This is a genomic window from Burkholderia cepacia (assembly GCF_001039005.1).
Classification (GTDB): Bacteria; Pseudomonadota; Gammaproteobacteria; order Burkholderiales; family Burkholderiaceae; genus Burkholderia; species Burkholderia theae.
Genome location: NZ_LDWR01000045.1, coordinates 21,323 through 40,397, shown reverse-complemented (window position 1 = coordinate 40,397; position 19,075 = coordinate 21,323). Strand labels below are relative to the sequence as shown.

The window sequence follows — 19,075 nt, the reverse complement described above, 5'->3', positions numbered from 1 at the left end:
AGCCAGACGCCACCGCGCGCGGCCGAGCCCGCACGTTATTGCTTCGCTGCGTGCTGCACGTCCTTCGACGCATGCCACACGCGATAGCGCACCTCGAAGCCATCGGGCACATAGACGACGAGCGGCAGGCGACTGTTGTAGCGCAGCAGCTGGCCGTCGCCGCGCACCTGCACGAAGCGTTGCTGCGGCGCCTGGCCCGGGCACGCCATCAGCGTCGACGCGGGCCCCTTCACGTCGGTGAGCTGGTAGTACGTATAGCCCCACCCCTTCACATCCTCGGCGGTCAGCTCGCCACCGAACCACTGCTGGTTGCAGTCGGTCTGCAGCGTCTTGCCGATCATCAGCTCGACACGCGCATCGCCCTCGTTCTCGAGCGCGGGCAGCGCGATCACGACGCGCTGCTGGCCTGCCGCTGCTTGCGGAAACATCTTGATCGACTCGGCCGGCACGGCGGGCGCGGACGCCGGCCCGGCCGCATACGCGGCAGCAGTCGTCACGCAGAAGGCGGCCAGCGCGGCCCGGATCGCGATTTTCATCGATGTGCTCCTGAAAAACAAATGAGCCCCGGATGCTAACACTTTCGCATCGGGACCTTACGGCGCTGTAATTTGACGACACAATTCCGAACAGCCGGCAATCCCCTTGCGCGGTACTTATAGGGGAACCAACGGAGAACATCATGCTGAAGCTCATCACCGCCGCCGGCGTCGCGACCCTGCTGGCCGGCTGCGTCGTCGCTCCCGACGCCGGATACGGCTACGGGCAGCCCTACTATTCCAGTCCCGGCTACGCGTACGGCCCGTCGCCCGTGTACGGCACGGTCAACATCTGGGGTGGTGGCGGCGGACGCGACTGGGATCGCGGCCGACGCGACTACCACCACTGGGACGGCGATCGCGGCAATCGCGGCGGCAACGGATGGCACGGCGGCGGACGCCGCGGCGACTGGAACGATGGCGGCGGCCGCGGCGACGGTGGCGGCGGTCATCGCCACTGACGTGCAATTGCAACCGTTTGTATCCACGCACGGCCCGCCGACGGCCGATGCGTCACGCAGACGAACGAACGGACGGCCGCGCAAACGACAAAGGCCCTCGCACGAAGCGAGGGCCTTTTGTCGTCCGGTCGGGCGAAGCGCACTCCGATTGGTGCCGGGCGTCCGGCACCGAACCCGCTCACGCGTCGCGCGCCCGTCCGCTTACCAGCCGGCCGGTTGCGCGTAGCCGCCCGACACCGGCGCACCGCACACATACGCGCGCTGGTAACGATCGTAGCAATAGTTCGGGCCGTCGTCCTGGTACTGCGCCTGCTGATAGGTCGGATAGGCAGGCTGCTGGTACGCGGGCGCCTGGTAGTACGTCGGCGGCTGATAGGCCGGTGCCTGGTACGCGGGCGCCTGATACACGACGGGCGGATTCATCGCGGACGTCACGATCGCGCCCAGCACCGCGCCGCCGATCAATGCGCCGATGACGGCGCCGCCGTCGTGGCCATGCGCGGACGCCGGGCCCGCCACGGCGAGCGAACCGGCGAGAACACACACTGCGGCAATCTTTTTCATGATGGACTCCCACGCGAAGTGGTACTGGATGCGATGCATTGTGGCGGCACGCGGCCGTAATAGATGCAGCAAGTGGTAACGCGCCATTACGCGTGTCACGCGTGTCGAAACGCGGCGTCGCCGTGCTACGATTTTCGGCACACAGGAGACGCCTTCATGCAGCCCGAAACCGCCCGCCGTTTCGATACCGAATTCGCGCCGCGCATCGCGCAGGCCATCGCCGCCTTCTTCGCCGATCACGTGCTGACCGACGTCGTCCCGTACGGCGGGCACGGGCACCCGACGCGCGTGCAGATCCGCAGCGCGCCGCACGAGCACGTGAGCGGCTTCGTGCATCCGCTGAATCTCGAGCTGACCTGGGACACCGACGAAATCGAGCGGCTGATGGAGCCGGACGGCTCGCAGCGCTTCGAGCACTACCTGGCCGCGCTGCCGAAAAAGCTGGGCGCGTGGCAGAGTGCGCGCGACATCGATCTCGCGTCACGCACGCAGGGCGACCCGCTCGTGCGGCTCGGCGGCCTCGACTTCGAAGGCTGAGTGTCCGTGCCGGCCGGCAGCCGGGCGTGCCGGCGTCGCGCAATTCGGCCCGGTGATACACTCGACCGGCCCCGTTCCAGTGCAGCCGCGCCGGCCGGGCCGTTCATCGCCGCCTCCACCCTTCCGCATGGTTGCGCACGCAACCGGCAACCGGGCGCGCGGACAACCACGCTTTCGTTCCCGCCATGAACGCCGATACCGGCCTGCCGCTTCCGCAACGCTACTGGGCGATCGTCTGCGTCGCCCTGGGCATCACGCTTGCCGTGCTCGACGGCGCCATCGCGAACGTCGCGCTGCCGACGATCGCACGCGACCTGCACGCGTCCGACGCCGCATCGATCTGGATCGTCAACGCCTACCAGCTCGCGGTCACGATCACGCTGCTGCCGCTCGCGTCGCTCGGCGAGCGCATCGGCTATCGCCGCATCTACATCGCCGGGCTCGCGCTGTTCACCGCGGCGTCGCTCGGCTGCGCGCTCGCCGGTTCGCTGCCGATGCTGGCCGTGATGCGCGTGATCCAGGGATTCGGCGCGGCCGGCATCATGAGCGTCAACGCGGCGCTCGTACGGATGATCTACCCGTCGTCGATGCTCGGGCGCGGGCTGTCGATCAACGCGATGGTGGTCGCACTGTCGTCGGCGATCGGGCCGACGGTCGCGTCCGCGATCCTGTCGTTCGCGTCGTGGCCGTGGCTGTTCGCGGTCAACGTGCCGATCGGCATCGCCGCGGTACTCGGCAGCCTGCGCGCGCTGCCGGCCAACCCGCTGCACGACGCGCCGTACGATTTCCCGAGCGCGCTGATGAACGCGTGCGTGTTCGGCCTGCTGATCACGGCGGTCGACGGGCTCGGCCACGGCGAAGGCCATGCGTACGTCGCGGCCGAGCTGGGCATCGCGTTCGTCGTCGGTTATTTCTTCGTGAAGCGCCAGCTGTCGCAACCGGCCCCGCTGCTGCCCGTCGACCTGATGCGCATCCCGATGTTCGCGCTGTCGATCTACACGTCGATGGCGTCGTTCACGTCGCAGATGCTCGCGTTCGTCGCGCTACCGTTCTGGCTGCAGAACTCGCTCGGTTTCTCGCAGGTCGAGACGGGCCTCTACATGACGCCATGGCCGCTCGTGATCGTGTTTGCCGCGCCGCTCGCGGGCGTGCTGTCGGACCGCTATTCGGCCGGCATCCTCGGCGGGATCGGGCTCGCGCTGTTCGCGGCCGGGCTGCTGTCGCTCGCGACGATCGGCGCGCACCCGGGCACCGTCGACATCGTGTGGCGCATGGCGCTGTGCGGCGCGGGCTTCGGGCTGTTCCAGTCGCCGAACAACCGCGCGATGCTGTCGTCCGCGCCGCGCGAGCGCAGCGGCGGCGCCGGCGGCATGCTGAGCACCGCGCGGCTGACGGGCCAGACGCTCGGCGCCGCGCTCGTCGCGCTGATTTTCGGGCTCGCGCCCGATCGCGGGCCGACGATCGCGCTTTATGTCGCGACGGCATTCGCGGCGGTGGCCGCGGTCGTGAGCATGCTGCGCATCACATCGCCGCGGCCGGACGCAGCAACCTGATACTGCCGTGCACCGCACGTCATGCGGCGTCGAGCGCGTCCATCACGAAGCGCACGCGCGCCTTCACGTTCACGCACGGCAACTCGATCAGCCGATAGCCGTATGACGTGTAGCACTCGACCATCGCGTCGTAGGTGCGCACGGCTTCCGCGAAATCCTGCCGGCGCTCGGTGTCCTGCGCATAGATCTCGGGCCACGGCGGCGCGATGAACACGCGCCGGTGATAACGGAAACGGCGGGCCGCGGCTTCCGCGTGCGCGGGCACCGCCAGCCCCGTCAAGCGCAGGTAGCCGACCACGTCCGGTACACCGCGGTCGAAGAACACCGGCCCGCGCGCCTGCCGCGCGAGATGGTACGAACGCATCTCCCAGCTCAGCATCAGCTCGGCAAACGCGGCCGGATCGCGCCACGGCAGCGCGTGGCCGTCGACAGCCATCTGGTCGCGGATCACGCCTCGCCCGGCTTCCTGCGAGCGCGCAAAACCGGCACGCTCGAGCGCATCGAGCAACGTGCTCTTTCCCGAGCCCGGGCCACCCGTCACGACGAAGAAACGGCCGGTTGCGTCGTCTGTCGCGTCGTCCTCGGCACTGGCGCCGGCCCCCTGCGCGAACTCACACATGCGCAGTCCGTCGGCCCGCACGCCGCGTGACCGACGCGGCCGCCGCGACGCTGCGCAAGTCGGCGACGAACGTATCGCGCCAGACCGACAGGTCGTTCTCACGCAGCCGCGCGAGGTTCTCCTCGTGACGCGCCTGCCGTTCCGCGAGCGGCATCGACAGCGCGCGTTCGAGCGCCTCGGCCATCTGCGACAGGTCGTACGGATTGACGAGCAGCGCGCCGGTCAGCTCGGCCGCCGCGCCCGCGAACTCCGACAGCACAAGCACGCCCGGATCGGCCGGATCCTGCGACGCCACATACTCCTTCGCGACGAGATTCATCCCGTCGCGCAACGGCGTCACGAAGCCCACCTGCGACATCCTGAAGAACGCCATCAGCAGGTTGCGCTCGTACTTGCGGTTCAGGTACTGGATCGGCGTCCAGTCGAGTTGCGAAAAGCGGCCGTTGATGCGACCGGCCTCGCCTTCGAGCGTTTCGCGAATGTCCTGGTAGGTCTTCACGTCGGAGCGGGTCGGCGGCGCGATCTGCACGAGCGACACGCGCCCCTGCCAGCCCGGCGCGTTCGCGAGCATCCGCTCGAACGACTGGAAGCGCTCGACGAGCCCCTTCGAATAATCGAGACGGTCGACGCTCATCACGAGCTTGCGGCCGTCGAGCGCCTCGCGCAGCATCTTCACCGGCTTGCGCGTGCCGTACTGGATGGCCGCCTGCGCGATCGCATCGGGATGCACGCCGATCGGATAGGCGGCGACCTTCACGACACGGCCATGCGCATGCAGCATCCCGTCGTCGCTCGCCGCGCCGATCCCGCGCCGCTCGATATAGTCGGTGAACGACTGCTTGTCGGCCTCGGTCTGGAAGCCCGCGACGTCGTACGCGCACATGAACTTCACGAGTTCCTCGTGCGACGGCACGAGGCGCAGCATGTCCGGCGACGGAAACGGGATGTGCAGGAAGAAGCCGATCGGGTTCTTCACACCGAGTTCGCGCAGGTAATGCGCGAACGGCAGCAGGTGGTAGTCGTGCACCCAGATCAGGTCGTCGGGCCGCAGCAGCGCGGCGAGCTGCTTCGCGAGCATCGCGTTCACGCGCAGATAACCCGCGTATTCCTGCCGGTCGAAGCGTGCGAGATCGCCGCGGTAATGGAACACCGGCCACAGCGTCGCGTTCGAGAAACCGCGGTAGTACTGGTCGTAATCGCGCCGGGGCAGCCCGACCGTCGCGTACGTGACGTTGCCCTCCCGCTGGATCACGGGTTCGGCGTCGGGCGCACCGACGATCTCGCCATTCCAGCCGAACCAGACGCCGCCGGTTTCCTTCAGCGCGTCCATCACGCCGACGGCGAGGCCGCCCGCGCTGGGGCGCGTGTCCTCTCCGGCGGCGACCCGGTTCGATACCACGATCAATCTGCTCATCCGGCTTCCCCTCCTCGATTCGATTGACTGGCGCGCGGCGCACGCCAAGGCTGACGCAGCGGCCCGAAGGCAGCCGCGCGGCAATTCAGATCTGAGAAATGCAGTGAAATGCGACAGCGGAATGCGACGACGACGGGATCAAGCGTCCTGCTCCTGACCCAGGTCGCGTTGATAGTCGAGCCCTTCCGGGCGGGCGCCGCCCTGGTTGTGATCGCCGTCGGATGGCGACTCGCCGGGCACGCCGGCAGGCGGTGCAAGTGGCGCGTCGGTCTGCGGACGCGCACGGTCGACCTCCGCGTCGGGTGACCGCGGTGACGACCGTTTCGAACGGCGCATGGCTGGGTGTCTCATATTCGGTGCGGCTCAAGGCCGTCGTAGAAACATTCCATAACAAAACAGTCTAGGTCGGTTCCTCGCACGCCGAGGTAACAATTACCTTCAATTTGTAACGTTTCGACCCTTCGTCAGCCATCTGCCCGAGAATAGCGCCGCGCGCCCGCGCGACAAGCCGTTCGGCGATTTGTCAAAGCTTTGCATTTTTCCTATGACAATTGCGAAACAATGACGCGGCATGGAGGCGCGCATGCGTCGCCGCTCACCCAGACAGGACTTTTACTCAGGGATGAACATTCGTTTCGAATCGACGCGCCGGGCCATGCCGGCGCGCGTCGTGCTGGCCGCGATCGCCACGGCCGCACTGTTGTCCGGCTGTAACTCGCTGTACAGCGAAGGCGCGACAGCCGGCGCCGGTATCGCGGGCGCCGCGATCGCTTCCAAGGTCACCAACAACGCCGCCGTCGCGACGGGCATCGGCCTCGGCGCCGTCGCCGGCGCACGGGCGGGCGTCCAGTACTCGCAGCGCGTCGCGCACCGCTACACGCAGGAACAGATCGCGAAGGCGGCCGGCCCGCTCGACGTCGGCGGGGTCGCGCCGTGGTCGACGCACCACTCGTTCCCGATCGAGGACGACGAGCAGGGTCGTGTGACGGTCAGCCGGATGATCAGCATCGGCCCGCTCGACTGCAAGGAAATCGTGTTCGCGGTCGACACGCCCGCGAAGCCCGACAAGGCCGCGCAAGCGGCGTTCTACGTCGCCACGATCTGCCGCGACGGCCCCGTGTGGAAATGGGCGTCGGCCGAACCCGCGACCGAACGCTGGGGCGCGCTGCAATGAGCGTCGCGATCCGTATCGCGGCGATCGGCGCGCTGTGCGCGGCGGCAGCATCGCTGTCGGGCTGCGGGTCGGTCGGCGCGGCGAGCGGCGCGCTTGCCGGCGCGGCGACGGGCCTCGTTACCGCGAACCCGGCGGTCGGCGTCGGCGTCGGGATTGCCGTGCAGGCCGCGACCGACGAGGCCGTCAACCGCACGATGAAGCAGCTCCATCAGAACCAGCAGGACGCGATCGCGAAGGTGGCCGGTGGCCTGGCCGTCGGCGAAGTGAAACCGTGGAAGGTGAAGAACACGCTGCCGCTGGAAAACGGCGAAGGCGAAGTGCGCGTCACGCGCGCGTATTCATCGGCGCTCGCGCTGTGCAAGGAATTCGCGTTCTCGGTGAAGGACGGCGACAAGGCCGACTGGTATTTCGCGAATGCATGCCAGCAAGGCATGCACTGGAAGTGGGCGTCGGCCGAACCGACCGTGGACCGCTGGGGCAACCTGCAGTAACGGCGCGCTGCACTGCGCAGCGCGCGCGGATGCCGGGCCTCGCGGCCCGGCGCATCGATCAGGACTCGACGTCCTCGAGACTGAAGATCTCGGTCTGGTCGTTGTACGAGAAGATCTCGCCGTAACGGCCCCAGTCGATCACCGCGTCGAGCGTTTCCTCGGCCGCGCCGTCCGACAGCGAATCCTCCAACTCCTGCTCGAAGCGCACGCGCGGCGCGCGGTGCCCCGGGCGCTCGTTCAGCACCTTCTTGATCCGTGCAGCCAACGGCACATGCTTCAGCAGGTGATCCGCGAACATCAGCTTGCGCTCCTGCGTGCCGAACTCGGCGAACACGCGCCCCGGCGGCGTCAGGAACACGTCGCCTTCCCGCACGTCCGCGAAACCGAGGTACTGCAGCACTTCGGCGATCGGGAACAGGTCGTCGACCTCGAGGTGCAGCGTGCGCGCGATTTCCGGCATGTCCGCGCGGCCATGGTACGGCGCCATCGCAAGCGTTTCGATCAGGCCGGCCATCAGGTTGGTCGACACCTGCGGCAGCCAGCTGCCGAGTTCGAGCCCCTTCTTAGTCGCCTCGTTGGTCTGGCGCGCGGTCATCTTCGCGTAGATGTCGTCGACCAGCTTGCGGAACGCCGGGTCGAGACGGTTGCGCGGGTGCTTGAACGGCACCTTGATCTCGGCGATCACGCGGCCCGGGTTCGACGACAGCACGAGGATCCGGTCGCACATGAACACGGCTTCCTCGATGTTGTGCGTGACGATCAGCACCGACTTGATCGGCATCCGGCCCTGCGTCCACAGGTCGAGCAGGTCGGTACGCAGCGTCTCGGCCGTCAGCACGTCCAGCGCCGAGAACGGTTCGTCCATCAGCAGGATCGTCGGATCGACGACCAGCGCGCGCGCAAAGCCCACCCGCTGGCGCATGCCGCCCGACAGCTCGCGCGGGTACGCGTTTTCGAAGCCGTCGAGACCGATCAGGTCGATGGCCGCGAGCGCACGCTCGCGCCGCTCGCGCGCGCCGACGCCGAGCGCCTCGAGGCCGGCTTCCACGTTCTGCAGCACGGTGAGCCACGGGAACAGCGCGAAGGTCTGGAACACCATCGCGACGCCTTCGGCCGGGCCGCTCAGCGGCTTGCCGAGATAGCTCACTTCACCGCCGGTCGGCTCGATCAGGCCGGCGATGATCCGCAGCAGCGTGGACTTGCCCGAGCCGGAACGGCCGAGCAGCCCGACGATCTCGCCTTCGCGCAGCGACAGGTTCGCGTCGTCGAGCACGAGCAGTTCGCCTTGCGTCTTGTTGAAGCCGCGGCAGACGTGATCGACGCGCAGGATTTCCTCGCCGAGGCGCGGTGGCTGGGACGTCTGGATGGGGGCGTTTACAGCATTCGGATTGTGCATCGCGTTTCGCTCTCAATCGGTCTCAGTCGAGCCGCAGCTTCGCTTCGGCAAAGGCATACAGCGGGCGCCACAGCAGGCGGTTGAACAGGGTGACGAACAGGGACATCACGGCGATGCCCAGGATGATCTTCGGGAAGTCGCCGGCGGCGGTCGTCTGCGCGATGTACGCGCCGAGGCCGTGCGCCTCGATCTTGGTGTTGCCCCACTGCACGGCTTCCGACACGATGCTCGCGTTCCACGCGCCGCCCGATGCGGTGATCGCGCCGGTCACGTAGTACGGGAAGATGCCGGGCAGGATCGCCTGCCGCCACCACTGCCAGCCACGGATGCGGAAGTTCGTCGCCGCTTCGCGATAGTCGTTCGGGTAGGACGTTGCACCGGCGATCACGTTGAACAGGATATACCACTGCGTGCCGAGCACGATCAGCGGCGACAGCCAGATATCGGCGTTCAGGTGGAAGCGCGCGATCACGATCACGAACACCGGGAACAGCAGGTTGGCCGGGAACGCGGCGAGGAACTGCGCGAGCGGCTGCAGCTTCTCGGCCAGCCTCGGGCGCAGCCCGACCCACACGCCGATCGGCACCCAGATCACCGACGCGATCGCGATCAGCACGACCACGCGCAGCAGCGTGATGAGCCCGAGCACGAACACGTGGCCGACTTCGGCCATCGTCACGCCGGTCGACACGAAGGTGACGACGCGCCACACGATATAGGCCGTGCCGATCAGCACGAGGATCGCCCACGCGATGTCGACCGTGCGCGACGCCTTCTTCTCGACGCGCGGCAGCGCGAAGCGCATCGCGCCCGACAGCGGCAGGCGCAGCGGAATCCGCGCGGCCTTCGCGAAGAACCAGCCGGCCGGCACGAGCAGCTGATGGATCAGGCGCGTGCGGCGCACGAGGTCGAGCAGCCACGACTCCGGCGCGTTGCCCGAGCTCGTGTTCTCCATCCGGAACTTGTCGGCCCACGCGACGAGCGGGCGGAACAGGAACTGGTCGTACGCGAGGATCACGACCGTCATCGTGACGATCACCCAGCCGATCGCGCCGAGGTTCTTGTCCGAGATCGCCTGCGCGAGATACGCACCGATCCCCGGCAGCGTGATCGTCTGGTTGCCGACGGTGATGGCCTCCGACGCGACGACGAAGAACCAGCCGCCCGACATCGACATCATCATGTTCCAGATCAGGCCCGGCATCGAGAACGGTACCTCGAGCTTCCAGAAGCGCTGCCAGGACGTCAGGTGGAAGCTCCGCGACACCTCGTCGAGATCGCGCGGCACCGTGCGCAGCGACTGGTAGAAGCTGAACGTCATGTTCCACGCCTGGCTCGTGAAGATCGCGAAGATCGCCGCGAGCTCGGCGCCGAGCACGCGGCTCGGAAACAGCGCGAGGAAGAACGTGACCGTAAACGAGATGAAGCCGAGCACCGGCACCGACTGCAGGATGTCGAGGATCGGGATCAGCACCATGCCCGCGCGACGGCTCTTGGCCGCGAGCGTGCCATAGACGAGCGTGAACACGAGCGACGCGACCATCGCGGCGAGCATCCGCAGCGTGGTGCGCAACGCGTATTCGGGCAGGTTCGACGGGTCGAGCGAGATCTTCTGCGTCTGCAGGACGCCGATCGGCGCCATCGTTTCGTGGAAACCGACGATTGCCATCGCCAACAGGCAGATGATCAGCGGAAACGCGATGAAGTCCCACCGGTTCGGCAAAACGCGCCATGCGGACGCGTTGGCGGTCCGGTTCGGATTGAAGAATCCGACGTCCATCAGGCGCCCTCCCCGGTAAGGCCGAACGAAGCCGGCAGTCGATGTTGATTCATGGCAAAGCGCACGGGCGCGGTAATTCGATTGACTGACGATCTCGCGCAGGCGCGATGCGCCGTGCGTGCAAGCTGCCTCCCGCACGGTCCCGGTCGAGTCGGCCCGCGACGGCACGACACTACACCAACCTGTATTTCAGGTACAACCGTCCGGGGACGGCCAGCCGGCGCACGGATCGTGCCCGGCGCGCGGGCGGACGGCGGGTGCGCGGTAGGAGCAGCCCGGCCGCAGTCCTTCGGCCGGCATGCAGGCCCGAATTATGCCGTGATCCGGGCCGGCCGTGAACCCGCCAGCCGCACGCGGGCGCAAACCGTGTCGGGCGTCAGCAGCCGGAAACGGCGAAGCGGGTATGATCGGGGCTAGCCCCTTGGGGATCGATCGACGAGCGGGAGGAAGGGAATGGCAGGAAACTTGGTGATCGTCTGCCGCGATCAGGATGCCGACGCGTTCTACGAACTGATGCAGGAGTATGGATCGTTCCAGACGCGGCTGTCGTCGACTGCGTGGTACCTGAACATGAACGTCGTGCCGGAATCGCTGCAGGAGGAAATCCTGGAGCGCCTCGGCCGATATACGACCGTGTACATCTTCGAGGCCACCACCGTGACCTACAACACGATCGACAGCAACGCGGCCGAGACGCTCGGCACGCTGTTCGGCGAATGATGCCGCGCGGCGCCCGCCCGGCCGGGCAGGCGCCGCATGCAACCCTTACGCAGCCTGTGCGTGGGGTTCGTCCTTCGGCACGACCTCGAACGGGAACGTCATCGCGACGCGCAGGCCGCCTTCCGGGCGGTTGCCGATGTCGCACGCCCCGCCCAGCCTGAGCACGAGCCGCTCGACGATCGCGAGCCCGAGCCCGCTGTGGCCGTTGCCGCCGCGGGCCGGGTCGAGCCGCACGAACGGCCGGGTGGCGGCCGCGAGGTCGCGGGGTGCAATCCCGCCGCCGCTGTCGCTGACCGACAGCACATAGCCGGTCGGTGTGCGCTCCGTCTCGACGAGCACGGGCGGCGCGCCGTACGCATGCGCGTTGTCCAGCAGGTTAGACAGGATCCGGTCGAGCGTCGCCGTCGGCAGCCGGAAGCCCGGATCGGCGTCGAGCCGCGTCTGGACCGTCGGCGCGTTCGGCGCGACCGCACGATAGCTGCGCGCGATCCGCTCGCACGCCTGATCGACCGGCACCGGCTCGCTGCGGTCGGACCCGCCGTGCGCAAACACCAGAAACTGGTCGACGATGTGCGACATCGAGTCGACGTCGCGCACGACACCGTCGCGCAACCGTACGTCGTCCATCATTTCCGCACGCAGCCGCATCCGCGCCAGCGGCGTGCGCAGGTCGTGCGCGACGCCCGCCAGCATCACCGCGCGGTCGCTCTCGGCCTGCGACACCTGTTCCACCATCTGGTTGAAACCATGCGTGAGCTGGCGCAGCTCGCGTGGGCCGCGCTCGCGCAGCGGCGGCACCGGCTGCCCGCGGCCGAAGCGCGCAACCGCGCGCGCCAGCGAACGCAGCGGCTGCTGCAGCTGCCAGGCCGCGAACAGCGCGGCGATCACGCCGGCCGAGAAGATCGTGCCGAGCCACAGCAGCATCCGGTCCAGCGAGCGCGGCGGCCGCAGCGGCTGCACGGGCACCACGATCCAGTTGCGGTCGGCCGGCTCCTTGACCCACAGCACGGGCGGATGGCCGGGCGCGCCGATCTCGACGCGCGTGCCGGGCGGCATCCGCTCGCTCACGTCGTCGCGGAACCGCTTGAGCGCCGCCGGCAGGTTCGACACGTCGTTCTTCGGCACGTCGGCACTGTCCGGCGTCACGAGCCGCACGCGGGACGGCAAAGGCTGGTCGGGCGTGCGCTCGACGTGCTGGCGCACCGCGTCGACCAGGAACGCGGCCTCTTCGACCGCGTAACGCGTCTGCATCTGGTTGCGCTCGAGCCGCATCGCGAAAAACCACGCGAAGTGCGACAGGAGCAGCACACCGATGACGAGCAGCGCCAGCCGCCCGAACAGTGAATCAATGGGTTTGCGCATGGGCCTCGCCGTCGGGCACGAATACGTAGCCGCGCCCGCGCACCGTCTGGATGAAGCGTGGCGTCGACGGATCCGTTTCGAGGATGCGGCGCAGGCGCCACACCTGGACGTCGATGCCGCGGTCGGTGCCGTCGTACTCGGGCCCGTGCAGCAGCTCGAGCAGCCGCTCGCGCGTGAGCGTGCGCAGCGCATGGTTCACGAAGATCTTCAGCAGCGCGAATTCGCTGCTCGACAGCGTGGCCGGCTTGCCGTCGACCGACAGCGTGCGCGCCTGGAAGTCGAGCACGAAGCGGCCGAACGCGAACGGTTCGCGCTGTTCGGGCGCGGCCGCCGACGGGGTCGCGCGGCGGCGACGCAGCACGGCCTGCACGCGCGCGAGCAACTCGCGCGGGTTGAACGGCTTGCCGAGGTAGTCGTCCGCGCCGAGCTCGAGCCCGACGATCCGGTCGACGTCGTCCGCCCGCGCGGTCAGCATGATCACGGGAATGTCGTCGCCGGCCGCGCGCAACTGGCGCAGCGCGGTCAGGCCGTCCACGCCCGGCATCATCAGGTCCAGCACGATCAGGTCGGGGCGCTCGCGCTCGAGGCGCTTCTCGAGCGTCGCCGCGTCGTGCAGCACGGACACTTCCATCCCCTGGCGCACGAGATAGTCGCGCAGCAGGTCTCGGAGTTCTTGGTCGTCGTCGACGATGAGGATCTGGGTAGTCATGGCTCGAAGTTTACCGCGCGAGGGCGGGGTCAAAGAACGAAACAAAGGGACGAAAGGGTTACTGCGGGTTACCGCGCAAGGGAACTGTAATGCACCGTAACCGGGCCACCTCCCCGCGTAACACCGGCCGGGGCCTGCATCGCTAACCTCCGTCTTACCGGATGCGGTACGCGGCTTTCCAAATACCGCATCGCCGGACCCTTTGGATACAAGGAGTTTCTGAAATGTATAAGAAGACTTCCCGCGTGGCCATCGCGGCCGCCACTGTGCTCGCTCTCGCATTCGGCACCGCGCATGCCGCGCAGCCCAACGACATGCCGCCGCCGGGCGGCCCCGGCGCCCACCAGATGCACGGGCACGACGGCGGCCCGTTCGGCGTGATCATGAAGCTGCACGACCAGCTGAAGCTCAACGCGTCGCAGGAACAGCAATGGCAGACGGCCATCAACACGATGAAGCAGAACCGTGAAGCGATGCGCAAGAGCCACGAGCAGATGGGCGAACAGTTCAAGGCGCAGCAGAACCAGCCGATTCTCGACCTGAACGCGATGCACGCCGCACGCCAGCAGGCCGAGCAGCAGAACGCGCAACTGCGCGAGCAGACGTCCGCCGCGTGGCTCGCGTTCTACAACGGGCTGAACGACCAGCAGAAGACCACGGTCAGCACGGCGCTCAAGCAGCAGTTCGCGAAGATGGAACAGCGTCACGAGAAGATGAAGGAACGCTGGGAGCAGCATCGCGCGGCCAAGGCCGCGTCGGCACCGGCGCAGTAAGCCGGCCGGCCGCTCCCCGGAGCGGTGCCGAAGGGGACGCGGGCACCGGCCCGCGTCCCCTTTTTTCATTTCAGGCGACGTCGAACAGCAGCACCTCGGCCGCACGGCCGCGCGCGAACGCAACCGCGTCCGCGCCGCCGATCCGCGCGCCGTCGCCGGCGGCCAGCGCATGGCCATTGACCTCGACGTCGCCGCGCACCACGTGCACGTAGGCGCTGCGCCCGGCCGGCAGGTCGAACGCCGCAGCCTCGCCGCCGTCGATCAGTCCCACGAAAATGCGAGCGTCCGCACGCATCGACAGTGCACCGTCGCCGCCGTCCGGCGCCGCGACCAGCCGCAGCCGACCGCGTTTCTCGTCGTCGGCGAAGCGCCGTTCCTCATAACCGGGCCGCCCGCCCCGTTCGGCCGGCTGCAGCCAGATCTGCAGCAGATGCAGCGGCCGGTCGCGCGACGCGTTGGTTTCGCTGTGCATGAGCCCCGTGCCGGCGCTCATCCGCTGGATGCCGCCGGCACGGACGATCGCGCCGCAGCCGAGGCTGTCGCGGTGCGCGAGCGTGCCGTCCAGCACATAGGTGACGATCTCCACGTCGCGGCGCGGCTGCATTCCGAAGCCGCGCGTCGGCGCGATCAGGTCCTCGCTCAGCACGTGCAGCGCGCCGACCGGCGGATGCGCGTTCGCCGCACGGCCGGCGGGCGCAAAGCTGTGACGCGACTCGAGCCAGCCGTGGCCCGTGTGGCAGCGGTCTTCGGCGCGGCGGATCTGGAACATGGGGCGGGCACTCCGGGAGGCGGGTTCTCTTTGCGGGTTTACCTCCACTGTAGGGGGGCGCCGATGGCGCCACAATCCGCCACCGGCGCACCGCATCGTTGCACTCGCGCGCCCAATCACCGTAATACTCGTTGCGAATACCACGATTGCCGCAACAGCCGAATCGAAGAGTCGAAGAATCGATCGATCGCGCCGGATTGCCGTTTTCCGGGTATCGCGTTCGGGTAAAATACCGCCCTTTTGGCGATCGCCCTTTCGGCGGCCGCCATCGCCAGAGCGCCGATCGGCGAATTTTGGCCGTCTAGAATACGCCGCGGTGCCCGGTCCGACCGGCCGCGCGCGCCCCGGAAAGTCAGCAACAGAAGGATGGAAATGAAGAAGGCCGCCCTGTGCGCCGCCCTCGCCCTCGTGGCGGGCAGCGCCTTCGCGAAGGAGTGGAAGACCGTGCGGATCGGCGTCGATGCCAGCTACCCGCCGTTCGAGTCGACCGCACCGAGCGGCGAGATCGTCGGTTTCGACGTCGATCTCACCAAGGAGATCTGCAAACGGATCAACGTGAAATGCGTGTGGGTGGCGCAGGATCTCGACGGGATCATTCCGGCGCTGAAGGCGAAGAAGTACGACGTCATCGTGTCGTCGCTGACCGTCACGGACAAGCGCCGCGAGCAGATCGACTTCTCCGACAAGGTGTACGACGCGCCGGCGCGGATGATCGCGAAGACCGGCTCGCCGCTGCTGCCGACGGTCGCGTCGCTGAAGGGCAAGCGCGTCGGCGTCGAGCAGGGCTCGACGCAGGAAACCTACGCGAAGGCGTACTGGGAACCGCAGGGCGTGACGATCATTCCTTACCAGAACCAGGACCAGGTCTATGCCGATCTCGGCTCGGGCCGCCTCGACGCGACGCTGCAGGACGAGCTGCAGGCCGACTACGGCTTCCTGCGCACGCCGCGCGGCAAGGGTTTCGCGTTCGCCGGACCGGAAGTGAAGGATCCGAAGACGATCGGCGACGGCACCGCGATCGGCGTGCGCAAGGACGATACGGACCTGAAGCTCAAGATCAACCAGGCGCTGGCCGACATGCACAAGGACGGCACGTACGACCGGCTGTCGCACAAGTATTTCTCGTTCAGCGTCTATTCGGCCCGCTGAGCGCCGACCTTGAGAAGCAACGGATGCGGGGGCGGCCCCGCGTCCGGGCAGTACAGGCAGTCAACCACGCGCCGCCCGCCCCCTTGCCCGCCGCTCGCGCGACGGGCTGGCCCGGCATCGTTGCCGGGGCGGACGGTCATGATACGCACGGGGCGTTCCGCGCAGCTTGGCGGGCGCGTCTTTCGCGGCGCACCGCGTGCGCCGTCAAGGACCACATATGTTTCTACAAGGTTACGGCCCGCTGATCCTCGCAGGCACCTGGCAAACCGTCAAACTGGCGGTGCTTTCGCTTGCGCTGTCGTTCCTGCTGGGTCTGCTCGGCGCGGGTGCGAAGCTGTCGCGCAACCGCGTGACGCACGGCATCGGCACCGTCTACACGACGCTGATCCGCGGCGTACCCGACCTCGTGCTGATGCTGCTGCTGTTCTACAGCCTGCAGATCTGGCTGAACATGGCGACCGACGCGCTTGGCTGGGATCAGATCGACATCGACCCGTTCCTCGCCGGCGTGCTCGTGCTCGGCTTCATCTACGGCGCGTACTTCACCGAGACGTTCCGCGGCGCGTTCCTGTCGGTGCCGCGTGGCCAGCTCGAGGCCGGCAGTGCATACGGGATGACGAACTGGCAGGTGTTCACGCGGATCATGTTCCCGCAGATGATGCGCTTCGCGCTGCCGGGCATCGGCAACAACTGGCAGGTGCTGGTGAAGTCGACCGCGCTCGTGTCGATCATCGGCCTTGCCGACGTCGTGAAGGCGTCGCAGGACGCCGGCAAGGGCACGCTGCGGTTCTTCTTCTTCACGCTGATCGCGGGAGCGGTCTACCTCGCCATCACGACGATCTCGAACTTCGTGCTGATATGGCTCGAAAAGCGCTACTCGACCGGTGTCCGCAAGGCTGACCTATGATCGAACTCATCCAAGAATACTGGCGCAACTATCTCTTCACCGACGGCTACCGCATCACCGGCGTCGCGATCACGCTGTGGCTGCTCGTCGTGTCGATCGGCCTCGGCTTCTGCCTGGCGGTGCCGCTCGCGGTTGCGCGCGTGTCGAAACGGAAGTGGCTGTCGAGCGCCGTGTGGCTCTACACGTACGTGTTCCGCGGCACGCCGCTCTACGTGCAGCTGCTGCTCTGCTACACGGGCCTCTATAGCCTCCAGGTCGTGCGCGGCACGCCGCTGCTCGATGCGTTCTTCCGCGACGGGATGCACTGCACGCTGCTCGCGTTCACGCTGAACACCTGCGCGTACACCACCGAGATCTTCGCGGGCGCGATCAAGGCGACGTCGTACGGCGAGATCGAAGCCGCGCGCGCGTACGGGATGACGCCGTTCACGATGTATCGCCGCGTGATCCTGCCGTCGGCGCTGCGCCGCGCGCTGCCGCTGTACAGCAACGAAGTGATCCTGATGCTGCACGCGACGACGGTGGCCTTCACCGCGACCGTGCCCGACATCCTGAAGATCGCCCGCGACGTGAACTCGGCGACCTACATGTCGTTCCACGCGTTCGGCATCGCCGCCCTGCTCTACCTCGTGATCTCGTTCACGCTCGTGTGGCTGTTCCGCCAGGCCGAGCGCCGCTGGCTCGCGTATCTGCGCCCGCAAGGCAAGTAAGTTTTCGCAGGACTATTGATGAATTCCCAGACTCAAAAGCTTTTCGTCGACGATCTGCACAAGCGGTACGGCGACAACGAGGTGCTCAAGGGCGTGTCGCTGAAGGCGAACTCGGGCGACGTGATCAGCGTGATCGGCTCGTCCGGCTCCGGCAAGAGCACGATGCTGCGTTGTATCAACTTCCTCGAGCAGCCGAATGCCGGCCGCATCGTCGTGGACGGCGAGGAAGTGCGCACGAAAGCCGACAAGACCGGCGCGCTGCGCGCGGCCGATCCGAAACAGCTTCAGCGCGTGCGCACCAAGCTCTCGATGGTGTTCCAGCACTTCAACCTCTGGTCGCACATGAACGTGATCGAGAACGTGATGGAAGCGCCCGTGAACGTGCTCGGCATCCCGAAGAAGGAAGCCGAGGATCGCGCGCGCGAGTATCTCGAGAAAGTGGGCCTCGCACCGCGCGTCGAGAAGCAGTATCCGTCGCACCTGTCGGGCGGCCAGCAGCAGCGCGTGGCAATTGCGCGCGCGCTCGCGATGCATCCCGACGTGATGCTGTTCGACGAGCCGACGTCGGCGCTCGACCCGGAACTGGTAGGCGAAGTGCTGAAGGTGATGCAGAAGCTCGCCGAGGAAGGCCGCACGATGATCGTCGTCACGCACGAGATGGGCTTTGCGCGCAACGTGTCGAACCACGTGATGTTCCTGCACCAGGGGCGCGTCGAGGAAGAAGGCGTGCCGGCCGAGGTGTTTGCCAACCCGAAGAGCGAGCGCCTGCGCGGATTCCTGTCGGGCAGCCTCAAGTAACGCACGACACGCACAACGTGCGAACGGGCGCCCCGCGGCGCCCGTTTTGCGTTTACGCGACGCTCACCGGCGCGCTGTCGGCAAACGCGCGCAGTTCGTCGCCCGCGAGCCGGTAACGCACCCACTCGCTCTGCGGCGCCGCGCCGACGCTCTCGTAGAAACGGATCGCCGGCTCGTTCCAGTCGAGCACGCTCCACTCGAACCGCCCGCAGCCCGATTCGACCGCGATCCGCGCGAGCGTCTTCAGCAGCCGCAGCCCGGCGCCCGCGCCGCGAAAGCGCGGCGACACGTACAGATCCTCGAGATACAGCCCCTGCCGGGCGAGCCAGGTCGAATACGAGAAGAAATACACGGCGAAGCCGGCCGGCTCGCCGTCGACCTCGCACACCAGCGCACGTGCCGGCGATCCCTCGTCGAACAGGCTGCGCTCGAGCGATGCGGGCGTCGCGACCACTTCGTGCTCCGCCTTCTCGTAGACGGCCAGCTCGGTAATGAAACGCAGGATCAGCGGCACGTCGGCGACGGTGGCGGAACGGATGTCGATTTGCACGGGTTGAGCCCTCCTCCGGCCCGGATTCGAAACGGAAGGCGCCGCCGCGCAACCGCGCTGGCGCCAATCAGACCGTCATGCTACGTTCACGCGGTGCCTGCAG

22 protein-coding genes are annotated in these 19,075 nt (G+C 67.5%); 11 read left to right on the top strand and 11 right to left on the bottom strand.

Features of this window, described 5'->3' with window-relative positions:
* Positions 1-35: 35 nt before the first annotated feature.
* Positions 36-536: a serine protease inhibitor ecotin gene (gene eco, locus VL15_RS25100; RefSeq protein WP_048249204.1), complete on the bottom strand. Its 501-nt coding sequence runs from the start codon at positions 534-536 to the stop codon at positions 36-38.
* Between the two features lie 143 nt (positions 537-679).
* Here eco and VL15_RS25095 point away from each other — a divergent pair, with 143 nt between their 5' ends.
* The gene (locus tag VL15_RS25095) at positions 680-997 is read left to right on the top strand and encodes a hypothetical protein (RefSeq protein WP_048249203.1); all 318 of its coding nucleotides are present in this window, start codon (positions 680-682) and stop codon (positions 995-997) included.
* 201 nt (positions 998-1,198) lie between these two features.
* Here the strand turns inward: VL15_RS25095 and VL15_RS25090 are convergent, their stop codons facing one another.
* The gene (locus tag VL15_RS25090; RefSeq protein WP_048249202.1) at positions 1,199-1,600 is read right to left on the bottom strand and encodes a hypothetical protein; all 402 of its coding nucleotides are present in this window, start codon (positions 1,598-1,600) and stop codon (positions 1,199-1,201) included.
* 117 nt (positions 1,601-1,717) lie between these two features.
* Here VL15_RS25090 and VL15_RS25085 point away from each other — a divergent pair, with 117 nt between their 5' ends.
* Together VL15_RS25085 and VL15_RS25080 are read left to right on the top strand one after the other, a co-directional pair.
* Positions 1,718-2,098 (top strand): DUF5594 family protein, encoded by a 381-nt coding sequence (locus tag VL15_RS25085; RefSeq protein WP_048249201.1) that lies wholly within the window; start codon positions 1,718-1,720, stop codon positions 2,096-2,098.
* A 185-nt stretch (positions 2,099-2,283) separates the two neighbouring features.
* Entirely contained in the window at positions 2,284-3,651 is a 1,368-nt protein-coding gene (locus VL15_RS25080) for an MFS transporter (protein WP_048249200.1), read from the top strand.
* Between the two features lie 19 nt (positions 3,652-3,670).
* Here VL15_RS25080 and VL15_RS25075 read toward each other — a convergent pair whose 3' ends face one another.
* The 3 genes from VL15_RS25075 to VL15_RS40545 form a co-directional block, all read right to left on the bottom strand.
* Positions 3,671-4,270, bottom strand: coding sequence for an AAA family ATPase (locus tag VL15_RS25075; RefSeq protein ID WP_048249199.1), 600 nt, complete (start codon positions 4,268-4,270; stop codon positions 3,671-3,673).
* Positions 4,263-5,684: an alpha,alpha-trehalose-phosphate synthase (UDP-forming) gene (gene otsA / locus VL15_RS25070; RefSeq protein ID WP_048249198.1), complete on the bottom strand. Its 1,422-nt coding sequence runs from the start codon at positions 5,682-5,684 to the stop codon at positions 4,263-4,265. The genes VL15_RS25075 and otsA overlap by 8 nt, the downstream gene beginning before the upstream one ends.
* 138 nt (positions 5,685-5,822) lie before the next feature.
* Positions 5,823-6,020, bottom strand: a complete 198-nt coding sequence (locus VL15_RS40545) for a hypothetical protein (protein WP_080970937.1) — start codon at positions 6,018-6,020, stop codon at positions 5,823-5,825.
* A gap of 286 nt (positions 6,021-6,306) precedes the next feature.
* Between VL15_RS40545 and VL15_RS25060 the strand changes: the two genes are divergently transcribed.
* Both VL15_RS25060 and VL15_RS25055 read left to right on the top strand, forming a co-directional pair.
* The gene (locus tag VL15_RS25060) at positions 6,307-6,858 is read left to right on the top strand and encodes a hypothetical protein (RefSeq protein WP_048249196.1); all 552 of its coding nucleotides are present in this window, start codon (positions 6,307-6,309) and stop codon (positions 6,856-6,858) included.
* Positions 6,855-7,349, top strand: a complete 495-nt coding sequence (locus VL15_RS25055) for a hypothetical protein (protein WP_048249195.1) — start codon at positions 6,855-6,857, stop codon at positions 7,347-7,349. The genes VL15_RS25060 and VL15_RS25055 overlap by 4 nt, the downstream gene beginning before the upstream one ends.
* A 58-nt stretch (positions 7,350-7,407) precedes the next feature.
* On the opposite strand, the gene VL15_RS25050 is transcribed toward VL15_RS25055, so the two are convergent.
* Together VL15_RS25050 and VL15_RS25045 are read right to left on the bottom strand one after the other, a co-directional pair.
* On the bottom strand, positions 7,408-8,745 hold the full coding sequence (locus tag VL15_RS25050; protein ID WP_048249194.1) for an AAA-associated domain-containing protein: 1,338 nt from the start codon (positions 8,743-8,745) through the stop codon (positions 7,408-7,410).
* Positions 8,746-8,767: 22 nt separating this feature from the next.
* The gene (locus VL15_RS25045; protein WP_048249193.1) at positions 8,768-10,525 is read right to left on the bottom strand and encodes an ABC transporter permease; all 1,758 of its coding nucleotides are present in this window, start codon (positions 10,523-10,525) and stop codon (positions 8,768-8,770) included.
* Positions 10,526-10,978: 453 nt separating this feature from the next.
* On the opposite strand from VL15_RS25045, the gene VL15_RS25040 reads away from it, so the two are divergent.
* Positions 10,979-11,245, top strand: coding sequence for a hypothetical protein (locus tag VL15_RS25040; RefSeq protein ID WP_011545926.1), 267 nt, complete (start codon positions 10,979-10,981; stop codon positions 11,243-11,245).
* Positions 11,246-11,290: 45 nt separating this feature from the next.
* On the opposite strand, the gene VL15_RS25035 is transcribed toward VL15_RS25040, so the two are convergent.
* Both VL15_RS25035 and VL15_RS25030 read right to left on the bottom strand, forming a co-directional pair.
* Positions 11,291-12,607 carry an ATP-binding protein gene (locus VL15_RS25035; protein WP_048249192.1) on the bottom strand — a complete coding sequence of 439 codons (1,317 nt, stop codon included), beginning with the start codon at positions 12,605-12,607 and terminating at the stop codon, positions 11,291-11,293.
* Positions 12,591-13,316, bottom strand: coding sequence for a response regulator (locus VL15_RS25030; RefSeq protein ID WP_009693256.1), 726 nt, complete (start codon positions 13,314-13,316; stop codon positions 12,591-12,593). The genes VL15_RS25035 and VL15_RS25030 overlap by 17 nt, the downstream gene beginning before the upstream one ends.
* A gap of 224 nt (positions 13,317-13,540) precedes the next feature.
* Between VL15_RS25030 and VL15_RS25025 the strand changes: the two genes are divergently transcribed.
* Positions 13,541-14,089 carry a periplasmic heavy metal sensor gene (locus VL15_RS25025; RefSeq protein WP_048249191.1) on the top strand — a complete coding sequence of 183 codons (549 nt, stop codon included), beginning with the start codon at positions 13,541-13,543 and terminating at the stop codon, positions 14,087-14,089.
* 70 nt (positions 14,090-14,159) lie between these two features.
* Here VL15_RS25025 and VL15_RS25020 read toward each other — a convergent pair whose 3' ends face one another.
* Positions 14,160-14,858, bottom strand: coding sequence for a pirin family protein (locus tag VL15_RS25020; RefSeq protein WP_048249190.1), 699 nt, complete (start codon positions 14,856-14,858; stop codon positions 14,160-14,162).
* Between the two features lie 372 nt (positions 14,859-15,230).
* On the opposite strand from VL15_RS25020, the gene VL15_RS25015 reads away from it, so the two are divergent.
* From VL15_RS25015 to VL15_RS25000, 4 genes are all read left to right on the top strand, one after another.
* Positions 15,231-16,007, top strand: coding sequence for an ABC transporter substrate-binding protein (locus tag VL15_RS25015; RefSeq protein WP_048249409.1), 777 nt, complete (start codon positions 15,231-15,233; stop codon positions 16,005-16,007).
* Between the two features lie 217 nt (positions 16,008-16,224).
* Entirely contained in the window at positions 16,225-16,914 is a 690-nt protein-coding gene (locus tag VL15_RS25010) for an ABC transporter permease (protein ID WP_048249189.1), read from the top strand.
* Complete coding sequence (locus tag VL15_RS25005) at positions 16,911-17,624, top strand: ABC transporter permease (protein ID WP_048249188.1); 714 nt, start codon at positions 16,911-16,913, stop codon at positions 17,622-17,624. The genes VL15_RS25010 and VL15_RS25005 overlap by 4 nt, the downstream gene beginning before the upstream one ends.
* Positions 17,625-17,642: 18 nt before the next feature.
* Positions 17,643-18,422 carry an ABC transporter ATP-binding protein gene (locus tag VL15_RS25000; RefSeq protein ID WP_048249187.1) on the top strand — a complete coding sequence of 260 codons (780 nt, stop codon included), beginning with the start codon at positions 17,643-17,645 and terminating at the stop codon, positions 18,420-18,422.
* Between the two features lie 52 nt (positions 18,423-18,474).
* On the opposite strand, the gene VL15_RS24995 is transcribed toward VL15_RS25000, so the two are convergent.
* Entirely contained in the window at positions 18,475-18,972 is a 498-nt protein-coding gene (locus tag VL15_RS24995) for a GNAT family N-acetyltransferase (RefSeq protein ID WP_048249186.1), read from the bottom strand.
* Positions 18,973-19,075: the final 103 nt, after the last annotated feature.